The organism is Pandoraea sp. E26 (assembly GCF_000681415.1).
In the GTDB taxonomy this organism is placed as follows: Bacteria; Pseudomonadota; Gammaproteobacteria; order Burkholderiales; family Burkholderiaceae; genus Pandoraea; species Pandoraea pnomenusa.
Genome location: NZ_AYXJ01000003.1, coordinates 1 through 19806 on the forward strand (window position 1 = coordinate 1; position 19806 = coordinate 19806).

The window sequence follows — 19806 nt, forward strand, 5'->3', positions numbered from 1 at the left end:
GCGAGAGACGAGATATTAGTCACGTTCGTCCAACCGCGCAAGCCTTTTGTGAAACTATTTTTACGGGGCTGCAATTTCAGGTGCGCTCTGACGCAAACATCAGGGGCGGCCCACATATATATACACACGGGGCGCCCCAAAGCCCACGCCGCCGTCAACGCCTTTGGCACAATAGCGAACATGAACACCGAACTCCCGCACGCCGGCGACGGCCATGCCCATCCCTTCTCCGCCTTGTTGCCCGACACTGTCATTGCCGCCGTCGAGCAACTGGGAAGTTTCAGCGATGGGCGTCTGCTCGCGCTCAATAGTTACGAGAACCGCGTCTATCAGGTAGGGATGGAAGACGGCCCGCCGCTGATCGCCAAGTTCTATCGTCCGGAGCGCTGGACCGACGAGGCCATTCTGGAAGAGCATGCCTTCACCCAAACGCTCGCCGACAATGAAATTCCCGTGGTCGCGCCGCTCGTCATCGGGGGACGCACCTTGCATCGTTTCGATGGCTTTCGCTTCGCCCTCTTTCCGCGTCGCGGCGGACGCGCCCCCGAGTTGCAGGATCCGGACACGCTGAACTGGCTCGGACGCTTCCTCGGCCGCATCCACGCCGTGGGTGCCGTGCAGCCCTTCGCTCACCGCCTGACGCTGGACATCGTCAGCTACGGCCGCGCGCCGATCGATTACCTGTGGTCAAGCGACTTCATCCCACGCGACCTGCGGGACGCATGGTGCGCCATCGCCGACTTGGCGCTCGACGGCGTAGCCCGCGCCTACGAACGGGCGGGAGACGTGAAACTGCTGCGCGTGCATGGCGACTGCCACGGAGGCAATGTGTTATGGACGGACGCAGGCCCGCATTTTGTCGACTTCGACGACACATGCATGGCGCCCGCCATGCAGGACTTGTGGATGCTGCTCTCGGGCACCCGTGCGGAGATGACCGTCCAGCTTGACGAAGTGCTTTCCGGCTACGAGGACTTTGCGGAATTCAATCCCCGTGAACTGCACCTGACCGAAGCACTGCGAACGCTTCGCCTGTTGCACTACAGCGCCTGGTTGGCCCGCCGCTGGGACGACCCCGCGTTCCCCGCAGCTTTCCCGTGGTTCAACACACAACGCTACTGGCAGGATCGCATTCTGGAGTTGCGCGAGCAGGTCGCGCTGATGGACGAACCACCGCTCGTCTGGCGCTGAACGTCGGGCCGCGACTCCCCGACTCCCCCGACTCTCCGACGTCCCCCGACTCCCCCAGCCTATCCCCGCCGACCCAAAGGACGCCCCCTCCAGCGCTCACCACCAACGCCACATGGCGAATGCGAGAGCCGCGGCCACACATCCTTCGGCGGCGGAGCCCGTGGTCACATAGAGCGGCGAACGAAAGCGCGTTCGCAGCGGCCAGCAAAGCGGCACACCGGACGGGGTCAACCAGTCCGCGAGCAAATGCGACAGATATCCCGCACATAGCGCGAGCATCCAGGGGGGTATCCGTCCCCAGTGATACACGCATGCCGCCAGCATGAGCAGCGGCAGCAGCAGCGAATGCGTCATACCGCGGTGACCGAACACCCCGGAGATCGCGAACGAAACGGGCGCGATGCGCCGCCCCAGCAGGCTTTTTGGGTGATCGATATCGGGCAGCAGCGCACCGACGAGCGTCAACGGCCACGCGTGGACGCTGGCGGCCCACCCGGTGCGATGCATGAGCCACGTCGCGCCGATACCGAAAATGAGATGACTTCTGGATTGCATGAAGGACGGCCATCGACGCGAGGCCGGTCCGACCTGCGCGTCTGCACAAAAAAAGGGGGCGAAGTCTACCACCGCGCCCACCTGCCCGCTCCCGGCTCGCCTCGAGACAGATCACTGCGCCCATGAAAGCGCAACGCCATCGCGTGAAAATCCCACGATCGCCACACTCGCAGGGCGACGGGCGATATCTGGTTGACGTTGTCATGGACGGCCCGTACGATCCGCCCGACGGATTTCCCGGCGTTCGCATCGAGGCGGACGTCTGCGCAGGAGCTTTCGATGAAGAAGTATGTGATTCCGGCGGCGATCGTGACAATCGCCGCCCTCGCACCGCTCGCCGCCCAGGCCGCGAACCCGCTGGTCACGGACGACACCGGTACGCAGGACACCGGCAACTGGCAGCTCGAACTGAACAGCGAGTGGCTGACGCTGCCCACGGCCCGGCAACAACAGTGGACGAACACGCTCACTTACGGCGTGCTGCCCAATCTCGACCTAGCGCTCCAGGCACCTTACCAGCGAATCCGCCCTGACGGCGACGGCTGGACCAGCGGCTTGACCGATCTGACGTTGCAGGCGAAATGGCGCTTCATCGAGACGGCGCAATGGAGCCTCGGCCTGAAGCCCTTCGTCACGTTGCCCACGGCGAGCCAGGAGCGGAATCTGGGCAATGGCCGCGCGACGACCGGCGCGAACCTGCTGATGCAATACAACCTGGATCGCTGGACGTTCCTGGCCAATGCGGGCTACACGTGGAACAACAACAGCATCGGCAACCGTCGGAATCTGTGGAACGCGTCCACGGCCGTGCTCTTCAGCGTGACGGACGAGTTGCGGCTTGCCGCCGACATCGGCATTGCCACCAACACAGACACCTCCACGCAGACGAAGCCTGCCTACGCGCTGGTGGGCGCCATCTACAGCCCGACGAAAGACCTCGATCTGGACGTGGGCTACAAGCGCGGCCTGAACCCCACGTCGCTCGCGCACTCGGTGCAGGCGGGGGTCACCATACGCTGGTGAGCTGGTGAGCTGGTGAGCGGTCCAGCGTCGATCGGGGATGCCCGTATACCTGCACGCCCCGAAACCAGAGGCGCGGAAGCGATCAAGCAGGTAAGCAAATAGCCGAGCCGACAGGAAAGCCGCCGGCAAGCGGTTCCCGCATCGTGCGGTATCCGCTTGCCGTCGCGCTATCCTCAGCAACACGTCAGATGGCGCGCCCTGCAGGTCTCGAGCACCTCGTCGGGCGGGCGTTTCCACCAGTCATGCGACGAAAATATCTCGACCTCGTGCATACCGGCATACCCTTGCGCCTCCACCAGCGCGCGCGCGGCGGGAATATCGATCACTCCGTCGCCCATCATGCCCCGATCGAGCAACAGGTCGCACGTCGGCACGAGCCAGTCGCAGATGTGAAACGCGAGCAATCGCTTCTTCCCCGCACGCGCGATCTGCGCCGCGAGTTGCGGGTCCCACCACACGTGATAGAGATCGACGGCGATGCCCAGCCCGTCGTCGCCGAGTTCGTCGCAAAGATCGTTGGCGTGTGCCAGCGAATTCACGCAGGCGCGATCGGCGGCATACATCGGGTGCAGCGGTTCGATGGCGAGCGGCATCCCCGCACCGCGCGAGTAATCGAGCAGCGCCGCGATACCGTCGCGCACCTGATCACGCGCGCCCGCGATGTCCTTCGATCCCGCGGGCAGGCCGCCCACGACCAGCACCAGACACTGCGCTCCCAGGCTCAACGCTTCGTCCACCGCTCGCCGGTTGTCGTCGCGCGCCGCCAGTCGCCCTGCGGCGTCCGCCGCGGGAAACATCCCTCCGCGGCAATAGCCGGTCACGGTCAGGTCGTGCGAGCGAATGCGGCGCGCCGTTTCGGCCAGTCCCAGCTCGGCCACCTGGTCGCGCCAGGGCGAAATCCCGCGAATGCCATGCCGGGCAATGCCGTCGATGATGGCGTCGAGCTTCCACTGCTGGCGCACCGTCGCGGTATTGATCGACAGCTTGTGCGCCGGCGGCGGCACATACGGCGCGACCGACGTCGCCGTCGTGAGCCCATTCCCTCGCGTCGCGTCGCTCATGCTTCCACCCCGTTCACGGCGAGCCACAACTTCATGCGATAAGTGGCCAGCGCAGGGTCTTCGATCAACTGCGCGGCGGTCGCCAGCCGGAACAGCTCGCAGTAGTGCCAGAGACTGCGCGCACTTTGCTGCCCGCCGATCATGGCGAAGTGATCCTGATGTCCATTGATCCAGGCCATGAACACCACCCCCGACTTGTAGAAACGCGTGGGTGCCGCGAAGATGTGGCGCGACAACGGCACGGTCGGCGCCAGAATGGCATCGAACGTCGCGCGGTCGCCCCGACCGAGTGCGTCGAGCGCGGCCGACGCTGCGGGCGCGATGGCATCGAAAATCCCGAGCAAGGCGTCCGAATGCCCCTGGGCATCGCCCGCGATCAGTGCCGCGTAGTTGAAATCGTCGCCCGTATACATACGTACCCCCTTGGGCAGACGGCGCCGCATCGCAATTTCCTTGTCCTTGTCGAGCAACGATATCTTGATGCCATCAACCTTTTCGGGCTGTGCCGCGATCGCTTGCAGACAGACGTCCATGGCCCGATCGGTATCTTCATGTCCCCAATAGCCCGCAAGTGCCGGATCGAACATTTCGCCGAGCCAGTGCAAAATCACCGGCTCGCGCACCTGACGCAGAATCCGCTCGTACACGCGCAGATAATCGTCCGGCCCTTTCGCGAGTGCCGCGAGCGCGCGGCTGGCCATCAGAATGATGCGGCCGCCCGCCGCCTCTACGGCCTCGACCTGCTCCTCGTAGGCGCGGATCACGTCATCGAGCGTGAGGCCCGGCGCCGGCGCCAGATGGTCAGTGCCGGCGCCGCAGGCGATGCGCGCCCCCGGATGCCCCTTCGCCTGTGCCACGCTGCGCCGGATCAATTCGAGCGACGTCGGCCAGTCGAGCCCCATGCCGCGCTGCGCCGTGTCCATCGCCTCGGCCACACCGAGCCCCAACGAAAACAGGCGCTCCCGATAAGCCAGCGTCGCCTCCCAATCGAGCGCCGCCGTCAGCCACGGATCGGCGCTCGAGCGGGGGTCGGCGACCACGTGCGCGGCGGAGTAGGCGATGCGATTCATCCTCGGCGACGGGCTCGGCCGCCACGTGCGTTCCGTGCGCACGGTAAACGGCACGAGCTGCCCGTCGCGATCGACCAACTTGAGCGTGGGTGCCATGACTTACGCTCCTTCGCGACCGGTGAGTTCCGGCACGTCGAGCCAGCGGCGCTCCTTCCAGCTTTGCAGCCCCAGTTCGACGAGCTGCACGCCCTTCGCGCCTTCGAGCAGGTTCCAACGGAACTCGCCCTCGCCAGCCACGTGGCGCAGGAAGAGTTCCCACTGCACCTTGAACGCATTGTCGTAGACCGTCGTGTCGGGCACCTTCACCCAGTCGTCGAAGAAATCGTGCGTCTGGCGCACGTCCGGATTCCACACCGGCTTGGGCGTATTCACGCGCGACTGGGTCCAGCAGTCGGTCAATCCGGCGACCGCCGAGCCGTGCGTGCCGTCGACCTGGAACGTCACGAGGTCGTCTCGACGCACGCGCACGCACCATGAACTGTTCAGTTGCACGATCACGCCGTTCTCGAGCTCGAACGTGGCATAGGCCGCGTCGTCGGCGGTGGCGCGATACGGCTTGCCCTGCTCATCCCAGCGCTGCGGAATGTGCGTGGCGCCCAGGCACGACACGCTCCGGACCTTGCCGAAGACGTTGTCCAGCACATAGCGCCAATGACAGAGCATGTCGAGGATGATGCCGCCGCCGTCCTCGCTGCGATAATTCCACGACGGCCGCTGGGTCGGTTGCAGATCGCCCTCGAACACCCAGTAGCCGAACTCGCCGCGCACGGACAGCACCTGTCCGAAGAATCCCGCATCGTTGAGCAGTTGCAGCTTGCGCAGCCCCGGTAGCCAGAGCTTGTCCTGCACCACGCCATGCTTCACGCCGGCGGCCTGCGCCGCCCGGTAAAGATCCAGCGCTTCGGCGAGGTTGGTGGCGACCGGCTTCTCGCAGTAGATGTGCTTGCCCGCCTGCACGGCGCGCTTGAGCAGCGCAGGACGCGCCTGCGTCGTTGCCGCGTCGAAGAACACCGTGTCGTCGGGGTTGGCGAGCGCCTTGTCGAGGTCCACGCTCCAACGCTCGATACCGTACTGACGCGCGAGGGCCGCGATTTTCTCGGCGTTGCGGCCGACCAGAATCGGGTCCGGCAACAGCCGGTCGCCATTGGCGAGCGTCACGCCGCCCTGTTTGCGAATCTCCACGATGGAGCGGATCAGATGCTGATTCATGCCCATGCGCCCGGTCACGCCGTGCATGATGATGCCGATTCTAAGCGTTGCCATTGCGTAATCTCCTGTGACTTCCCTTGTAGCGATGCCCTATCGATTCGTCGTCGATGCCACCTGATTCGGAATGATTCGAAATCCTCCGGGGCCGGTCATCGAAACCGCCGGTCGGAATACCCTGCTCAATATTTCGTATAACTAATTGTTATGAAAGCGTCGCACCGCTTGCCCGCGACGCCATCATGGTTCAGTGCGGCGGCATCTCCCGCAGTGCGCGCCAGTCAGGCATGGCGCGCGAAGCAAATCCCTCGCCGTGCAAATCCGCGAGCGAGATGTCCCCCTGCGCGACGCGCAGGCGCAGGGCAGCGGCCCGGGCATCCCAGGCATACAGCGTCGGGTGCGCCTGCGCGAAGGCACGCTGTTCCGCCGCGTCGGCCCCCGGCATGCCCGCCACATAGTGATGCCCGTTACGTTCGACGTGCGCCACCCCGATCAGCGCGGCCAGTGCCAGGTCCTGCTGCACGGCCAGCCCGGCCTGGCAGGTCAGGTCTTCGGCCGTCATGAAGTAGCGGCGCACACCCGCCTGCGCATTCCATTGTTCGCAGCGCGCGCGATTGACGATGGACTTGTACAGCCCCTTGCAACTCTTGCTCGACACCGCGCGATAGCCGAGATCGCGAGCGACGGCGAACGCATCGAGCGTGTCGTCCGACTCGTCGATCATCATCGGCACGGCGCTGGCGAGCGGGCCTAACGGGTGCCGCAACGCCACACCGCGCGCGAGCGGTTGCTCCACGTAACGCACTCGGCGTGCAAGATCGGCCGATCGTGGGTCGATTTGCAACGCCTGCCAGAAGGCGAGGAATGTCGCGGCGTCGCTGTACTGTTCGTTGCCGTCGAGCGTGACCCGGTAGTCCGGGCATTGCCGGGCGAGCAACGCGGCGATCGCGCCCAGACGTTCCCGGTCCTGCCCGGCGTCGCCGCCGAGCTTGAGCTTGAACTCGCGCGGACGGTAAGCGCGCACCACGGCTTCGAGCGTGGCTGGCAGGCCGTCGACGGGAAGCGTCTCGGCAACATCGCTGCCATCGCCAGCGCCCTTCGCGGCGTATACGTCATCGGTCAGCCGGTCCGCCATGCCGACCGTGTGGCGCAGCGCGAGCGTGCGCGCGGGCCGAAGATCCGCGAGCATGGCATCGAAGTCGAAGCCATCCAGGTCGGGAACCAGCGGGCTGGCTCGCAGGCCCGGCACGTTGCGCCGCATGGCCTCGAAGAACGACACGCCCAGCGCCCGACAGACCCCGTCGAGCACCGCCTTGTCGATCTGTGCGAGGCCGAACGACGCTACCAGCGGATTCACCTCACGCGCCGCCGCTTCGCGAAGTTGCGCGGGATACTGCCGCTCGAAGCGTCCGAACGGTGTCGCCGGCGCGTTGTCGGCCAGCGCCAGGCGACGCGCGAGCCGCAACGAATCGCGCAGTTGCTCGATGTTCTGCGACTCCGACAGCGCAGGCGACTTATCGAACCACTTCGGCACCATGAGTTCGGCGGCCGCGCCGACGGCCTCGCGCCCGTCGGCCAGACGCACGCCGACGCGCACGAACGCCTGCGTCGCGTGGCGCAGGGTGAGCACGCCGAAGCGAAACGGCAGCCGCAGCGCGACATCGCGCTCGAACAGATCGCAAAACGTTAGGGTGAGCGTTACCGCCGACATACGTCAGTCCCAAAAAAGATCACGGGTTGAATCCGGGGTCGCCCGAGGGCGACCGAAGCGAAGCGGGCGCCGCCCGCCGACATCACTCGTCGAGATTTCCTTGCGCGTAGAAATGCGAGCGGATCGTGCGCGTGAGTCGGGCAAATTCCGGATCGCCCATGACGTCGAGCCCACGCGGACGCGGCAGGTTCACGTCATAGATCGCCGCGATGCTGCCCGGGCGCTCCGACATCACCACCACGCGATCCGACAGAAACACCGCTTCCGGAATACTGTGCGTGATGAGCAGCACCGTCTTGCCGGTCGACAGCCAGATGCGCTGCAATTCCAGGTTCATCTTTTCGCGCGTCATGGCGTCGAGCGCGCCGAACGGCTCGTCCATGAGCAGGATCTGCGGGTCGTGCACGAGTGCGCGGCAAATCGCGGCGCGTTGCTGCATGCCACCCGACAGTTGCCATGGCAGCTTGTGCGCGAAGTCCGTGAGTCCCGCCATCTCGATGAGCGCCTTGGCACGGGGCAGATACTTCGCGCGATCGAGCTTGCGCACCTCGATCTGCAACATGATGTTCGACAGGACGTCGCGCCAGGCCAGCAGCACCGCACTCTGGAAGACCATGCCGATGTCGTCCGGCGGCCCGTCCACGGCCTTGCCGTTGACGACGAGCCGTCCCTCGGTGGCGGGCAGCAGCCCGGCGGCGATCTTCAGCAGCGTGCTCTTGCCGCAGCCGCTCGGGCCGACGATCGACACGAACTCGCCGGGCGCCACGTCGAGCGAGACCGGATTGAGCGAGCGCACGGCGCCCTCCTTGGTCTCGTATGTCTTGGCGATGCCATCGAAGCGAATCATCGGCGCCGGCACCTGCACCGGCGCGACGTCCGGCGACGCCGGCCAATCCGTCACCACGCGTTCCACTGGGCGGTTCATTTCGGCAGGAACTCCAGCGAGTAGTAGTCCTCGGGCTTGCCCGCCGTGGCCGCGTCCACGCCGCCATAACGGACCATCAGATCGAGCGTGGCGGCCATGTCCCTGGGATCGAAGCGCAGCGGCGGCAGGTTCTGCGTGCTGGCCGTATGCAGCAGCGGGATCGTGGCGCTCCAGCTCTTGGCGAGCGTCTCCGGCTTGCCCGCCTTCGGATTGATCTTGAGCATGGCGTTCACGGCGTCCTGCGGCGACTGCGTGGCGGCCTGCACCGACCTGGTCGCGGCACGCAGGAACCGGCGCAGCAGATCGGGGTTCGACTTGAGCATGTCCTTGCGCGCGATGATGCCGCCATTGAGCGGGTTGACGCCCGAGTCAGCGAAGAGCAAGGCGCGCACGGGCTTGCCGGTAATCTCCTCGATGATCGGCTTCTGGTCGTTCACGTTGCCGAGCAGCAGATCGGCACGGCCGTTGACCACGGCATTGCGCTTGGTCGTGGCGTCGCCCGACACTGGCTTGTAATCGTCGTCGCTCAGATGGTTCGCCTTCAGGTAGACAGGCCAGAGCTGCGAGAGCGAATCGCCGGGCGTCATGGCCACCGTGCGGCCCTTGATGTCGGCCGGCTTCACGATGTTCTTCTCGGCGAAGCCCATGACCGAGGCCGGGCTCTTTTGCAGCATCACACCCACGGTCACGACCGGTGCGCCCTTGGCGGCCGCCTTGATCATCGTGCTCACGTCGGCATAGCCGAGCGTGGTCGACCCGGCTGCGACCGCCTGCACCGTGACGGCGGACCCGCGCCCTTCCTGGATATCTAGATCGATGTTCTCCGCGGCGAAGTATCCGCGCTCGACGCCGAGATAGAACGGTGCGTGCTCACCGTACGTGTACCAGTTGAGCATCAGCGTGACCTTGTCGCGGGCCTGGGCCGCCGACGCCATGCCCAGGGCCAGCGCGGCGCCGGCCGCAAACGTCGCCATCGCGCGAACGACGCGAGCCATTCCGGGCGGCCGGGCCAGGCGGACCGCCTTCGGTCTTTCACCCGATACCGACGATAGCGTAGACACCCGCCGCGACACGTCCGCGCTCCGCGCTTCCATTCGAATCATGCCAGTCTCCTAATGTCGTTCTTCTAACGGGGGGATGCGATGAGCCGTGTGTCGCGTCGACGGTGTCGCCGGGGCCACCCGCCCGGACCGTGCGACGGGATAGCCTTCGCGCCACGGCGCAATTCGGTGAAGCGAATCAGGTACTGACGTAGTAGTCGTCGCGATGCGAGGCGTGCCAGGGAATCATCAGGCGCTCAACCACGTCGACGAGCACGAAAAGCACCACGCCGACGAGCGAGAGCAGGATGAGTGCCGCGAACATCAGCGGCAGGTCGAAGTTGCCGTTGGCAACCTGCAGCACGTAGCCGATGCCAGAGTTGGCCCCGACGAATTCACCGACCACGGCACCCACGACCGCCAGCGTCACGGAGACCTTCAGGCCGCTGAAGATGCTCGGCATGGCGAACGGCAGGCTGATCTTGAGAAAGGTCTGCAAGCGGCTTGCCTTCATCGAGCGCACCAGGTCGATCATGTCGCGGTCGACCGACTTGAAACCCATCACCGTCGAGACGACGACCGGGAAGAAGCCGAGCAGGAAGGCGGTCACGATCTTGGGCACGATGCCGAACCCGAACCACACGACGAGCAGCGGCGCGATGGCGATCTTCGGGATTGATTGAGAAAACACGAGCAACGGATAGACGTAGCTCTCCACGAGCCGCGAGTACGCGATGAGCATGGCCAGGGGCACGCCGATCAGCGCGGACAGCACGAAACCGCCGACCGTGGCATAAGTGGTGATCAGCGTGTCCTGCCAGAGCTTCGGGAAATCGGTGACCAGTTGCCGGATGACGACGAGCGGATCGGGCACGAGATACGGCTTGATGTGAAAGAGCTGAATGGCCAGCTCCCAGCCGATGACGATGATGGCGATCAGGGCAATGGGCCTGAACGCCCGAGACTCGAATACCTTACGAACCAGCGGTGTCGCTTGCGCCATGAGTTGTCTCCATCCTTGGCGAGGTACACGCCAGTCGTGCCCGGGCCCCTGGCCCGAACATCGCCGGCGTGCGGTCTATGCACGGTGTTTCGCTTGCACGGCTTTCGCCTTCCCTTCTTTTTGTTACCAACTGGTTAATTATCTTAGGCAGGCGACATGGGGCTGTCAACGGGGAAAAATGCGAAAAGTCAGCTGATCAGTAGATACCCCAAGACCATGTCGATCATGTGCTGGAGGCGCTCGAGTCGTGCCTTCGGGGTCGAGAGATCGCGCCCGAAGACGGTGCACAGCGTGGCGTTGTTCGAGAGATAGAAGTAGCCGAGCGCGGCGATGGAGATATAGAGCTGGAGCGGATCGACGCCGCCGCGAAAGAGCTTCTCGCGATGCCCGCGCGTGAGGATTTCGCCCAGCGTATCGATGAGCGGCGAGTTTAGCGAGCGGATGTCGGTCGACCGGCGCAAATGCTGGGCGTGGTAAAGGTTTTCGCTGTTGAGCAGCGAGAGAAACTCGGGGTGTGCGAGGTAATACTCCCAGGTAAACGTGACGAGCGCGCGTATGGCGTCGATGGGGGGCAGGTCGAGCAGGCGCAGATCGGCTTCCGCGTCACGAATGCCGCGATACGTGTCCTCCATCACGGCGAGAAAGAGCTCGTCCTTGTTCTTGAAGTAGTAATACAGCATGCGCTTGTTGGAGCCCGCGCGCTCGGCGATGGCTTCCACGCGAGCACCTTCGTAGCCGCGCAGCGAGAATTCATCGCGCGCCGCGGCGAGAATCTGGGCACGCGTGCGATCGCGGTTACGGGTGACGCGCGTTGCCTGGGGATCGGTCGTCATGGAGAGGCTTAATTAACTGGTTGGTAACACAAATACTAAACGAGGGGCTCCGGCAAGGGAAGCGGACACGCACAACAGGCACGCACGGGACGCTGCGAAAATGCACGCGTTACGCATGAATTTTGCGCACGCCATAAAGTTAATGTCATAAATGCTTGACACAATGCGCGGAATACTCGTATTATCTCTCTTCTCAGACGCGGGGTGGAGCAGTCTGGCAGCTCGTCGGGCTCATAACCCGAAGGTCACAGGTTCAAATCCTGTCCCCGCAACCAAATTGGAAAGCCCGTCGATCGCAAGGTCGACGGGCTTTCGTCATTCTGCGCGACCGGTTCGTCGTGCACCGGCCTAGAATCCATATCAGAAACGTCGGTGGCATATCCACTCCGGGAGCGCATCATGACCGATCGCGACAACGTCTTTGCCGGCTCGCTTCCCGAGTGCTACGACACACTGATGGTGCCGTTGATCTTTGACGCCTACGCGGCCGACATGGCGGCACGGGTTGCCGAGTCATCGCCGGGCAGCGTGCTGGAGACCGCCGCGGGCACCGGTGCGCTCACGCGAGCGCTCGCCCCGAAACTGGGTGCCGACGCGCATTACGTCGTGACCGATCTGAACGCGCCGATGCTCGAATTCGCCGCGGCCCGTCAACGGGGTGATGCGCGCCTCGAGTGGAAGCAGGCCGATGCGCTTGCCCTGCCGTTCGACGACGAGGCGTTCGACGTCGTGGTTTGCCAGTTCGGCGCCATGTTCTTTCCCGACGCGGTGCGGGGATACGCCGAGGCACGGCGCACGCTCCGGCCAGGCGGCCGCTTTCTGTTCAGCGTCTGGGATCGAATCGAAGAGAACGCATTCGCCCACGAGGTGACGCAGGCCGTGGCGGAAATCTTTCCCGAGGACCCGCCCCGCTTCCTCGCCCGCACCCCGCACGGGCATTTCGACGTCGAGCGCATCCGGCAGGCGCTGCATCTGGCCGGATTCTCGACAGTCGACGTCGAGACACGCGCGAAGACCAGCGTGGCGGCGTCGGCGCACGAGGTCGCGGCGGCGTACTGTTTCGGTACCCGTCTTCGCGACGAGATAGACGCGCGAGACCCCAGCCGATTTTCCGCCGCGCTCGCGCGCGCCACAGCCGTCATCGCCGAGCGTCACGGCGACGGGCGCATCGAAGGCAAGATACAGGCGCACTTCATCGTCGCAACACCCTGACACCGCAGCTTCGCGGGCCCCGCGCCGACAGGCCGATCTCCATAACTCACGCACGCGCAGTGGCATCGACACGCAAATCATGGTAGGCATCGTGTCGACCCGCGTGGCGCTGAAATAAATCGCGTCACACGCGCACCGCATTGCCACGCCAATCACGCCTTGGCACGGATGAACTTCTGTTCGACGACCCTGCTGCCCCACTGCTCGCCCTCGGCCTCGCTTGCGAGCCGGAAGCCGAATGATTCATAAAGATGGCGCGCGGCGTCGAGCCCCTTGAACGTCCAGAGGCAAGTCTCGTGAAACTGCGCATCGACAAAGGCCATCGCCTGAGTCAACAAATGCCGCCCGACACCCGTGCCTCGCAGCGAATCGTCGACGATGAACCAGCGCAAGTGAGCCTTGCCCGTCCCGGGTTCGCCGTCGATGGCGAGCGACGCGAGCGTGCGCCCGTTCTCGACGTGGAGCCAGAGCCGCTTGCCGTCCGCGGGCAGATTGCCGGCAAACTCGGCAAGCTCCGTCGCTACCCGCTTCTCGAAGAATGCACCGAAGCCCCAGTGTTCGGCGTAGAAACGCCCGTGCAGACTGGCGATGTCGCCGATACATCCCGGCCGATAGCCTTCGACAATCTGCCCGGTCGGCGCCGGCGGCGCCGAACCCTTTGCCCGGTTATCCTGCGCCAGGGCGTCCGCGTATAGCGCGAGCGAGCGAACCAGGGTTTCCTGGTCAGCGGGCACGATACGCCGCAGCGCACTCGAGACCTGATCCGTTGCATACCGATCGATCTTTCGCCGAAGCCTTTGCCCGGCCTCGGTGAGCTGAAGCTGCGAGGTTCGCGCGTCGCCGCTCGCCGTGGTACGGTGCACGAGGCCGGCAGCTTCGAGCTTGGCCACCTGACGGCTCGTATTCGACTTGTCCAGACGAAGCAGATTGCCGAGGTCTTTGGCGCTGATTCCCGGCGCCGCGCCAATCTCGATGATCGCGTGTACCGCCGACGGCGCTAGATCACTGTCGGCCAGGGTCGTGCGCATGAAACCGAGTTCGCGAACCAGCCGACGCGAAAAGTCCCGCAGCGCCAGGATTTCCGCTTCGCGCGGTTGGCCAGGCAAGTCGATGATATCCATGGTGCAGCCTCCCGAAGCCCATCAGTTGCGATACGCAACCAATATAGTTGCGACTCGCAACTTATGCAAGGCATGCGTTGAGACGGGCATTGCCGACGCTCAGATGGGCAGTCGCTCGATCACGTCGCGCACTTGCGCGAGCACACCTTCGACCTGCGAGAAAGGCATCGAGCTCAGCCCGAGCCGCAGCGCGTGCGGTGCATGACGGGTGGTGGCATACGCTTGCGCCTTCGAGACGGCGACACCGCGCGCGGCAAGCGCGCTGGCCACCCGGTCCATTCGCAAGCCCTCGGGCAGCGGCAACCACAGAAACATCGATGCGGGATGGGCGACCAGGTCCATCCCGCGCAGCACCCGGCGCGCCACGGCCTGCCGGCGACGCGCGTCTTCGCGCTGGCGCGCTTCCTGCCGCACCACCTCGCCGCTGACCAGCCAGCGCGTCGCAATCGCCGTGACCACGCTCGACTGGCTCCAGAAACTCGCTCGCACCACCCGTTTGACGTCGGCTGCCTTGTGCTGTGGCGCCACGACGTAGCCGAATCGCAGCCCCGTCGCCACGCTCTTCGAGACGCTGCCCACGTACCACGTTCGCTCAGGCGCCAGCGAGAAGATGGACGGCGCCGCATCGTCGACGAGATATGCATAAGTCGCGTCCTCGATGATCGCGCATTCATGTCGTCGCGCGATCTCCACCAGCCGGCGTCGCTGCGCCGGATTCAGCACCCAGCCAAGCGGGTTGTGCATCGTCGGCATCGCATAGATGGCCCGAACCGCACCACGTCGACATTGCGACTCTAGCGCGTCGAAGTCGGGGCCATCGGCGACAAGCGCCACAGGCTTGAGCGTCACGCCCGCCACGGCGGCGGCCATCTTGAAGCCGGGATAGGTGAGCGCGTCTACCGCCACAGCGTCGTTCGGCCGGAGCGTGCTGCGAATGGCGACGTCGAGTCCCTGTTGCGCGCCACCGACCAGGAATATCTGGCCCGCGTCGGCGACCACGCCGCGCTGCTCCTGCAGATAGCGGGCGACGATCTCTCGCTCGTGGAGGCGTCCGCCTGGTGGCTGCTGGTGCATCAGCGCGCTCAAATCTCCCGAGGTGGCAAGCTCTCGCAACGTGGCGCGCAGCAGCTCGGCCTGCTCCGGCCAGCATGGATGATTGAACGACAGGTCGACGGCGTTCGAGCTGAGCCGCGCTTCGTCGTCGCCGTCCCATTCGCGCTGCGGCGGACGATCGCGCACGAAGGTGCCGCGGCCGGCTTCGCCGATCACCAGCCCGAGGCCCTGCAGCTTGGCGTAGACCTTGGTTGCCGAGGCGATCGCGATACCGTACTGCGCGGCGAGCTTGCGATGCGTGGGTAGCGCCGTGCCCGGCGGGAGCACGCCGATGCGAATGTCGTGCGCGAGCCGCTCGACGATCGCCGGTAGCCGCGATGACGACATACGTGAGCCACTCGACGAGCGCGGCGCGGGCGCAGCGGAAGAAGCAGTCGAAGCGGCGGAAAGCGCGGAGGTATTGGCCACGATTGCACCTAGGACAATTTCTTGATTGTCCGATTCTAGGCGACGACACTGGGCGCAGCAAACGCCACCCGAGGTCTCTCATGTCCGACTCCGCCCCACCGCTCCCGGTACTGACCTACCTTCAACGCCAGTTGGCAGGCACGCTTCGCGACGGCGAGCGCACGCACATGCGTTATCCGACGCCCATCTCCGAACTCCTGCAATTCCAGATCGTGGAGGTCGGCGAAGCGAGCGCCGTCATCGCGTTGCAGGCGCGCGCGGAACGCCACGGGAACCAGCAAGGCACCGTACATGGCGGACTGCTTTGCGAGCTGGCCGACGCGGCCATCGGCACGGCGCACTCGACATTGATGGCCGAAGGCGAGTCGTTCACCAGCATCGATCTGAAGGCGACGTTCCTGCGTCCTGTCTGGAACGCCCGGTTGCTCGCACATGCGTATGCCACGCATCGGGGGCGGACCGTGTCGCACTACCAGTGCGACATCCGGCGAGAGGACGGCAAGGCGGTCGCGCGCATCGACAGTGCGGTCATGACCTTGCGAGGCGAGCACGCCAGGGGAAGATGAACGCGTGACGCGCGCGATGGGCTTTCCGCCACGCCGCGAAACGCCTGCGGTCAGATGCCGAAAAGGTCGTGGGCGTCCAGAATGGCGTATGCGATGCTCGGATGCGACTTCAGGCACCGGCGAACGGCGGCGGGAATCGCCGCCCGGGTCTTGCGGCACAGGCCCGGGTGATCGTCCAGATGGATGTCGAACCCGCTGACAGTCTTGACTTCGTTGTCTCCCGGCGCGATGTGCAGCCGCACGCCCAGTTGCGCGTGAATGCGCTCGACGATGCGCTTGAGCTCATCGTAAGTCTCGATGGCCTCGATCCGCGCGATGAGCCGCTTCTCCTCGGCCTGTGTGAGCATGAGAATGCGACGATCCCCTTGCGGGTCTTGCAGAAGGCCGTCGCGCTCGCAGGTGCAGGCACCGGGCGGGCACTCCGTACGAATGAGGATCTGAATCTCCGCGGCCATGACAGGGACAGCGCTGGGGTGAAAGAAACGGGGGGCAAGACGCCCATTATCCGACACATGGGCGCGCCGAACGCAGCCCATGCGGGCAGTATCGCCTGTGCGACGCCCGCCCATCCATTAGGGATTTCAACCCCGGCGGGGGCACTTCGGTTCCGGGCGAGTGTCGGGACGGCTTCGAGAGAGACGGTGCGGCCTCGAGCAGCCGGCTTGGCGTGATTCTCCGCACTTCGCGCAACAGAGGCTTTCGTTTTCCCGCGTTTATCGAGATGCCCCCCGTCCCTACACTGAGACCCATGCAGCGAGACGGGGGGGACGCCCGCCAAAACGACGAAACCGGCGCACGCGCGTGCGCCGGTTTGCGTTCCGAACCCCAACCGTCTCCGGAAGTCGCGTCGTCGACGCGCGCTCACCACATCCGACGGTCATGAAAAAGAAGATTGCGCTAGCGGCGTTTCTCGCGGTGCCCGGTTCGTTCGCGATCCTGGCGCTTGCTTGCCTGCACCCTGTCCTGCGGCGCTCGCTCGCCCGCGCGGCGGGTCTCGAACCGGTGCTGGCGAATGTGTCGCGCCAGGTCGTGCTGCTTGCGCTCGTGTACCACCTGAACCTGCACCACCGTCATCACGAGCGCGCGCTGCGTGCCTGCCAGGCGCACACCGGCGACCGCGACGTCCTGGCGCAGTAATGCCGCGCTCAGGGTCGTCATCGCGCCCGAATCCCGAACGCTTCCACATAGGCGCGCAAGTCCGACGCGGCGGCCGCATCCCACACCCGGCCGTCGCAAAGCCGCTCGCTTGAAGGCATCGACACGACCGGCACACCTTCGGCAAGTGCCGCCGCCTCGTACAGCGCCGTCTGACTGACGGCGGACGCGGTCTGCGCGGCGTGCGTCAGGGCCTCGTCTCCGACCATTCCCCAGCGCCGGTACTGCGCCACGAACCACATCCCGTCCGACGGGTGCGGGTAATTGACCGCGCCCTCGTCGAAAAAGCTCACGGGCAACAGCGCATGACGTCCCGGCAAGCGCCCGAAGTCTCCGAGCAAACGTGCGGCGATCAGGTCACGCGGTGCGCCCACCCAGACCGGTTCGGCGAGCCAGCCCGCTGCTTCCGCACGGTGACCGGGCATGTCCAGCCAGCGGCAGGCGCTGAGCAGCGTGCGCACCAGCGCCTGCGCCGTGCCGGGGTAGCGCGTAACGAAATCGCGCCGACACGCCAGCACCTTCTCCGGATGGTTCGGCCAGATATCGCTCGACACGGCGACGGTGCGTCCCAGCCCGCGGGCCTGCGCGACCGCGTGCCACGGCTCGCCACAGCAAAAGCCGTCCAGGCCGCCCTCCTCCATCGCCGCGACCATGTGGGCGGGTGGAATCACCAGGCGCGACACCTCGGTGAGCGGATCGATGCCTTGCGCCGCGAACCAGTAATTGAGGAACATCGCGTGCGTGCCCGTCGGAAACGTCTGCGCGAAAACAGGCTTGCGCCCCAGCGAGGCAAGCGCCGCGCGCAAGTCGCCGGTGTCGGCCATCGCTTCGGCAAGCGACGGCGTTACCGTCACGGCCTGCCCATTGCGATTGAGCACCATCAGCACCGCCATGTCCTCGCGCAAGCCCCCGATACCCAGTTGCACGCCGTACACAAGGCCGTAGAGGGAATGCGCCGCATCCAGCTCGCCGGTGATGAGCTTGTCGCGCACGGCCGCCCACGACGACTCGCGGCTCAACTCCAGCGTCAGTCCATGTTCATGTCCCAGTTCGAGACGCTTCGCCACGACCAGCGGCGCGGCATCGGAGAGCGCGACGAAACCCACGCGCAAATGACGCTTCTCCGGCACACCGTCGGGTACCTTCGCGGCGCTGGCCAACCATGATGACGTCGACATGAGCAGTGTCTATCCCAGTAATTCGGCGATCGAAACGAGTTGGCGCGCCACCTCGACGAGCTTCTCGCCCTGATCCATCGCCCGTTTGCGCAGAATGGCGTACGCCTCCTGCTCGGAAATCCTGCGCCGGTCCATGAGCAGACGCTTGGCGCGGTCGATCAGCTTGCGGTCGGCCAGTTCGCTCTCGGCCTTGGCCAGCCGTGCGCGCAGCTTCTCCTCATGGGCGAAGCGCGCGAGCGCGACTTCAAGAATCGGCGCCAGGCGCTCGGCGGCCAGTCCTTCGACCGAATACGCCGTCACCCCGGCATCGACCGCCGCGCGAATGAGCGACTGATTGCCGTCGGCCGCGAACATCAACACCGGGCGCGGCGCTTCGGCATTCATCACGGCCAGTTGCTCCAGCGTGTCGCGAGACGGCGACTCGGTATCGATGATGACCACGTCCGGACGCTCGCTCTCGACCACGCGCGGCAACGCCTGCGGCTTGGCGACTTCGGCCAGCATCTCGCAGCCGAGCCGCGCGAGCGCCGCGCGCAATTCGCCGATCGGCTTGTCGGTATCGGTAACGAGCAACACACGCAGCATGGTCACGCCGCCACGGCCAGATCGGCAACCGGCGCCGCACGGTGCACGGCATGCACCCGGTCGGCCGGGTCGGCGCGCGGCGCGTCATCGGCCATCACGACCGCCTCGCTCACCGCGCCGCCCACGAGCAAGATGGCCGGACTGGCGAATCCCGAGGCGCGCACGTCGGCCGCGAGCCGCCCCAGCGACGTGACGAGCCGCCGCTCCCGCGGCGTGCCCGCCCATTGCACCGCGGCCGCGGGCGTCGTCGGCGCGAGGTGTTCCATCAACGTGCCGGTCAGCGCCTCGATCCGCGTCACGCCCATGTAGATCGCCAGCGTCGTGCCGGTGGCCGCCAGCGCGGCCCAGTTCGGGGCGCTGCCGTCCTGCCGGTGCGCGGTGACGAACGTCACGCCCGCGCAGTGATCGCGGTGCGTGAGCGACATGCCCAGCCCCGCCGCGGCGGCGAAGGCCGACGACACGCCGTTGACGATCTCCACCGGCACGCCCGCACGCCGCAATGCCGCCATTTCCTCGCCCGCACGTCCGAACATCAATGCGTCGCCGCCTTTGACGCGCACCACATGCGCGCCGCGACGGGCCAGACGGCACATGAGCCGTTCGATGAACGCCTGCGGTGTCGAGCGGCAACCGCCGCGCTTGCCCACCGCAATCACGCGCGCCCGCGGCGCGAGCGTGGCGATCTCCGGATTGGCCAGATCGTCGACGAGCAGCACATCGGCCTCCCCGAGCACGCGCGCGGCGCGCAGCGTGAGCAAATCCAGCGCGCCAGGTCCGGCGCTCACCAAGGTCACCTTGCCGTGCTTCATGATCGTTCTCCCTCAATCCTTCCATGGTCTGTCTGTCGTCC

At 65.6% G+C, this 19806-nt stretch carries 20 protein-coding genes and 1 tRNA gene; 6 read left to right on the plus strand and 15 right to left on the minus strand.

Annotation, left to right across the window (positions count from 1 at the left end):
• The first annotated feature begins 180 nt into the window (after window positions 1–180).
• Window positions 181–1191 carry a serine/threonine protein kinase gene (locus W930_RS0102705; RefSeq protein WP_023872006.1) on the plus strand — a complete coding sequence of 337 codons (1011 nt, stop codon included), beginning with the start codon at window positions 181–183 and terminating at the stop codon, window positions 1189–1191.
• A gap of 96 nt (window positions 1192–1287) precedes the next feature.
• Here W930_RS0102705 and W930_RS25820 read toward each other — a convergent pair whose 3' ends face one another.
• Entirely contained in the window at window positions 1288–1746 is a 459-nt protein-coding gene (locus tag W930_RS25820) for a metal-dependent hydrolase (protein WP_023594827.1), read from the minus strand.
• A 279-nt stretch (window positions 1747–2025) separates the two neighbouring features.
• Between W930_RS25820 and W930_RS0102715 the strand changes: the two genes are divergently transcribed.
• The gene (locus W930_RS0102715) at window positions 2026–2769 is read left to right on the plus strand and encodes a transporter (RefSeq protein ID WP_023872007.1); all 744 of its coding nucleotides are present in this window, start codon (window positions 2026–2028) and stop codon (window positions 2767–2769) included.
• Window positions 2770–2942: 173 nt separating this feature from the next.
• Here the strand turns inward: W930_RS0102715 and W930_RS0102720 are convergent, their stop codons facing one another.
• From W930_RS0102720 to W930_RS0102755, 8 genes are all read right to left on the minus strand, one after another.
• On the minus strand, window positions 2943–3830 hold the full coding sequence (locus W930_RS0102720; protein WP_024788748.1) for a sugar phosphate isomerase/epimerase: 888 nt from the start codon (window positions 3828–3830) through the stop codon (window positions 2943–2945).
• Complete coding sequence (locus W930_RS0102725; RefSeq protein ID WP_023872009.1) at window positions 3827–4996, minus strand: dihydrodipicolinate synthase family protein; 1170 nt, start codon at window positions 4994–4996, stop codon at window positions 3827–3829. The genes W930_RS0102720 and W930_RS0102725 overlap by 4 nt, the downstream gene beginning before the upstream one ends.
• Before the next feature lie 3 nt (window positions 4997–4999).
• A complete protein-coding gene (locus W930_RS0102730; RefSeq protein WP_023872010.1) occupies window positions 5000–6163 on the minus strand; it encodes a Gfo/Idh/MocA family protein in 1164 nt (387 codons plus the stop codon).
• A gap of 190 nt (window positions 6164–6353) precedes the next feature.
• A complete protein-coding gene (locus tag W930_RS0102735) occupies window positions 6354–7817 on the minus strand; it encodes a mandelate racemase (protein ID WP_023594822.1) in 1464 nt (487 codons plus the stop codon).
• Window positions 7818–7899: 82 nt separating this feature from the next.
• On the minus strand, window positions 7900–8664 hold the full coding sequence (locus W930_RS0102740; RefSeq protein WP_029754739.1) for an ABC transporter ATP-binding protein: 765 nt from the start codon (window positions 8662–8664) through the stop codon (window positions 7900–7902).
• Window positions 8665–8738: 74 nt separating this feature from the next.
• Window positions 8739–9737 carry an ABC transporter substrate-binding protein gene (locus W930_RS0102745; RefSeq protein WP_023872011.1) on the minus strand — a complete coding sequence of 333 codons (999 nt, stop codon included), beginning with the start codon at window positions 9735–9737 and terminating at the stop codon, window positions 8739–8741.
• A 244-nt stretch (window positions 9738–9981) separates the two neighbouring features.
• Complete coding sequence (locus W930_RS0102750) at window positions 9982–10785, minus strand: ABC transporter permease (protein WP_023594819.1); 804 nt, start codon at window positions 10783–10785, stop codon at window positions 9982–9984.
• A gap of 188 nt (window positions 10786–10973) precedes the next feature.
• Window positions 10974–11618, minus strand: coding sequence for a TetR/AcrR family transcriptional regulator (locus W930_RS0102755; RefSeq protein ID WP_023872012.1), 645 nt, complete (start codon window positions 11616–11618; stop codon window positions 10974–10976).
• Between the two features lie 198 nt (window positions 11619–11816).
• On the opposite strand from W930_RS0102755, the gene W930_RS0102760 reads away from it, so the two are divergent.
• Together W930_RS0102760 and W930_RS0102770 are read left to right on the plus strand one after the other, a co-directional pair.
• Window positions 11817–11893, plus strand: a tRNA-Met gene (locus tag W930_RS0102760).
• A 124-nt stretch (window positions 11894–12017) separates the two neighbouring features.
• Window positions 12018–12830, plus strand: a complete 813-nt coding sequence (locus tag W930_RS0102770) for a class I SAM-dependent methyltransferase (protein ID WP_023594817.1) — start codon at window positions 12018–12020, stop codon at window positions 12828–12830.
• A gap of 152 nt (window positions 12831–12982) precedes the next feature.
• On the opposite strand, the gene W930_RS0102775 is transcribed toward W930_RS0102770, so the two are convergent.
• On the minus strand, window positions 12983–13951 hold the full coding sequence (locus tag W930_RS0102775) for a bifunctional helix-turn-helix transcriptional regulator/GNAT family N-acetyltransferase (protein WP_023594816.1): 969 nt from the start codon (window positions 13949–13951) through the stop codon (window positions 12983–12985).
• A gap of 99 nt (window positions 13952–14050) precedes the next feature.
• Window positions 14051–15391: a PLP-dependent aminotransferase family protein gene (locus W930_RS0102780; RefSeq protein WP_023872014.1), complete on the minus strand. Its 1341-nt coding sequence runs from the start codon at window positions 15389–15391 to the stop codon at window positions 14051–14053.
• A gap of 161 nt (window positions 15392–15552) precedes the next feature.
• On the opposite strand from W930_RS0102780, the gene W930_RS0102785 reads away from it, so the two are divergent.
• Window positions 15553–16038: a PaaI family thioesterase gene (locus tag W930_RS0102785; protein ID WP_023594814.1), complete on the plus strand. Its 486-nt coding sequence runs from the start codon at window positions 15553–15555 to the stop codon at window positions 16036–16038.
• Between the two features lie 50 nt (window positions 16039–16088).
• Here the strand turns inward: W930_RS0102785 and W930_RS0102790 are convergent, their stop codons facing one another.
• The gene (locus W930_RS0102790; RefSeq protein WP_023594813.1) at window positions 16089–16493 is read right to left on the minus strand and encodes a hypothetical protein; all 405 of its coding nucleotides are present in this window, start codon (window positions 16491–16493) and stop codon (window positions 16089–16091) included.
• A 424-nt stretch (window positions 16494–16917) separates the two neighbouring features.
• Here W930_RS0102790 and W930_RS25825 point away from each other — a divergent pair, with 424 nt between their 5' ends.
• A complete protein-coding gene (locus tag W930_RS25825) occupies window positions 16918–17175 on the plus strand; it encodes a hypothetical protein (RefSeq protein ID WP_023872016.1) in 258 nt (85 codons plus the stop codon).
• Window positions 17176–17192: 17 nt separating this feature from the next.
• Here W930_RS25825 and W930_RS0102800 read toward each other — a convergent pair whose 3' ends face one another.
• Genes W930_RS0102800 through cobA form a run of 3 tightly spaced genes read right to left on the minus strand, consistent with a single transcriptional unit; the run spans window position 17193 to window position 19765 of the window.
• Window positions 17193–18371 (minus strand): CmpA/NrtA family ABC transporter substrate-binding protein, encoded by a 1179-nt coding sequence (locus W930_RS0102800; protein WP_023594811.1) that lies wholly within the window; start codon window positions 18369–18371, stop codon window positions 17193–17195.
• A gap of 9 nt (window positions 18372–18380) precedes the next feature.
• Window positions 18381–18956, minus strand: a complete 576-nt coding sequence (locus tag W930_RS0102805; protein ID WP_023594810.1) for an ANTAR domain-containing response regulator — start codon at window positions 18954–18956, stop codon at window positions 18381–18383.
• Between the two features lie 2 nt (window positions 18957–18958).
• Window positions 18959–19765, minus strand: coding sequence for a uroporphyrinogen-III C-methyltransferase (gene cobA / locus W930_RS0102810; protein WP_023594809.1), 807 nt, complete (start codon window positions 19763–19765; stop codon window positions 18959–18961).
• Window positions 19766–19806: the final 41 nt, after the last annotated feature.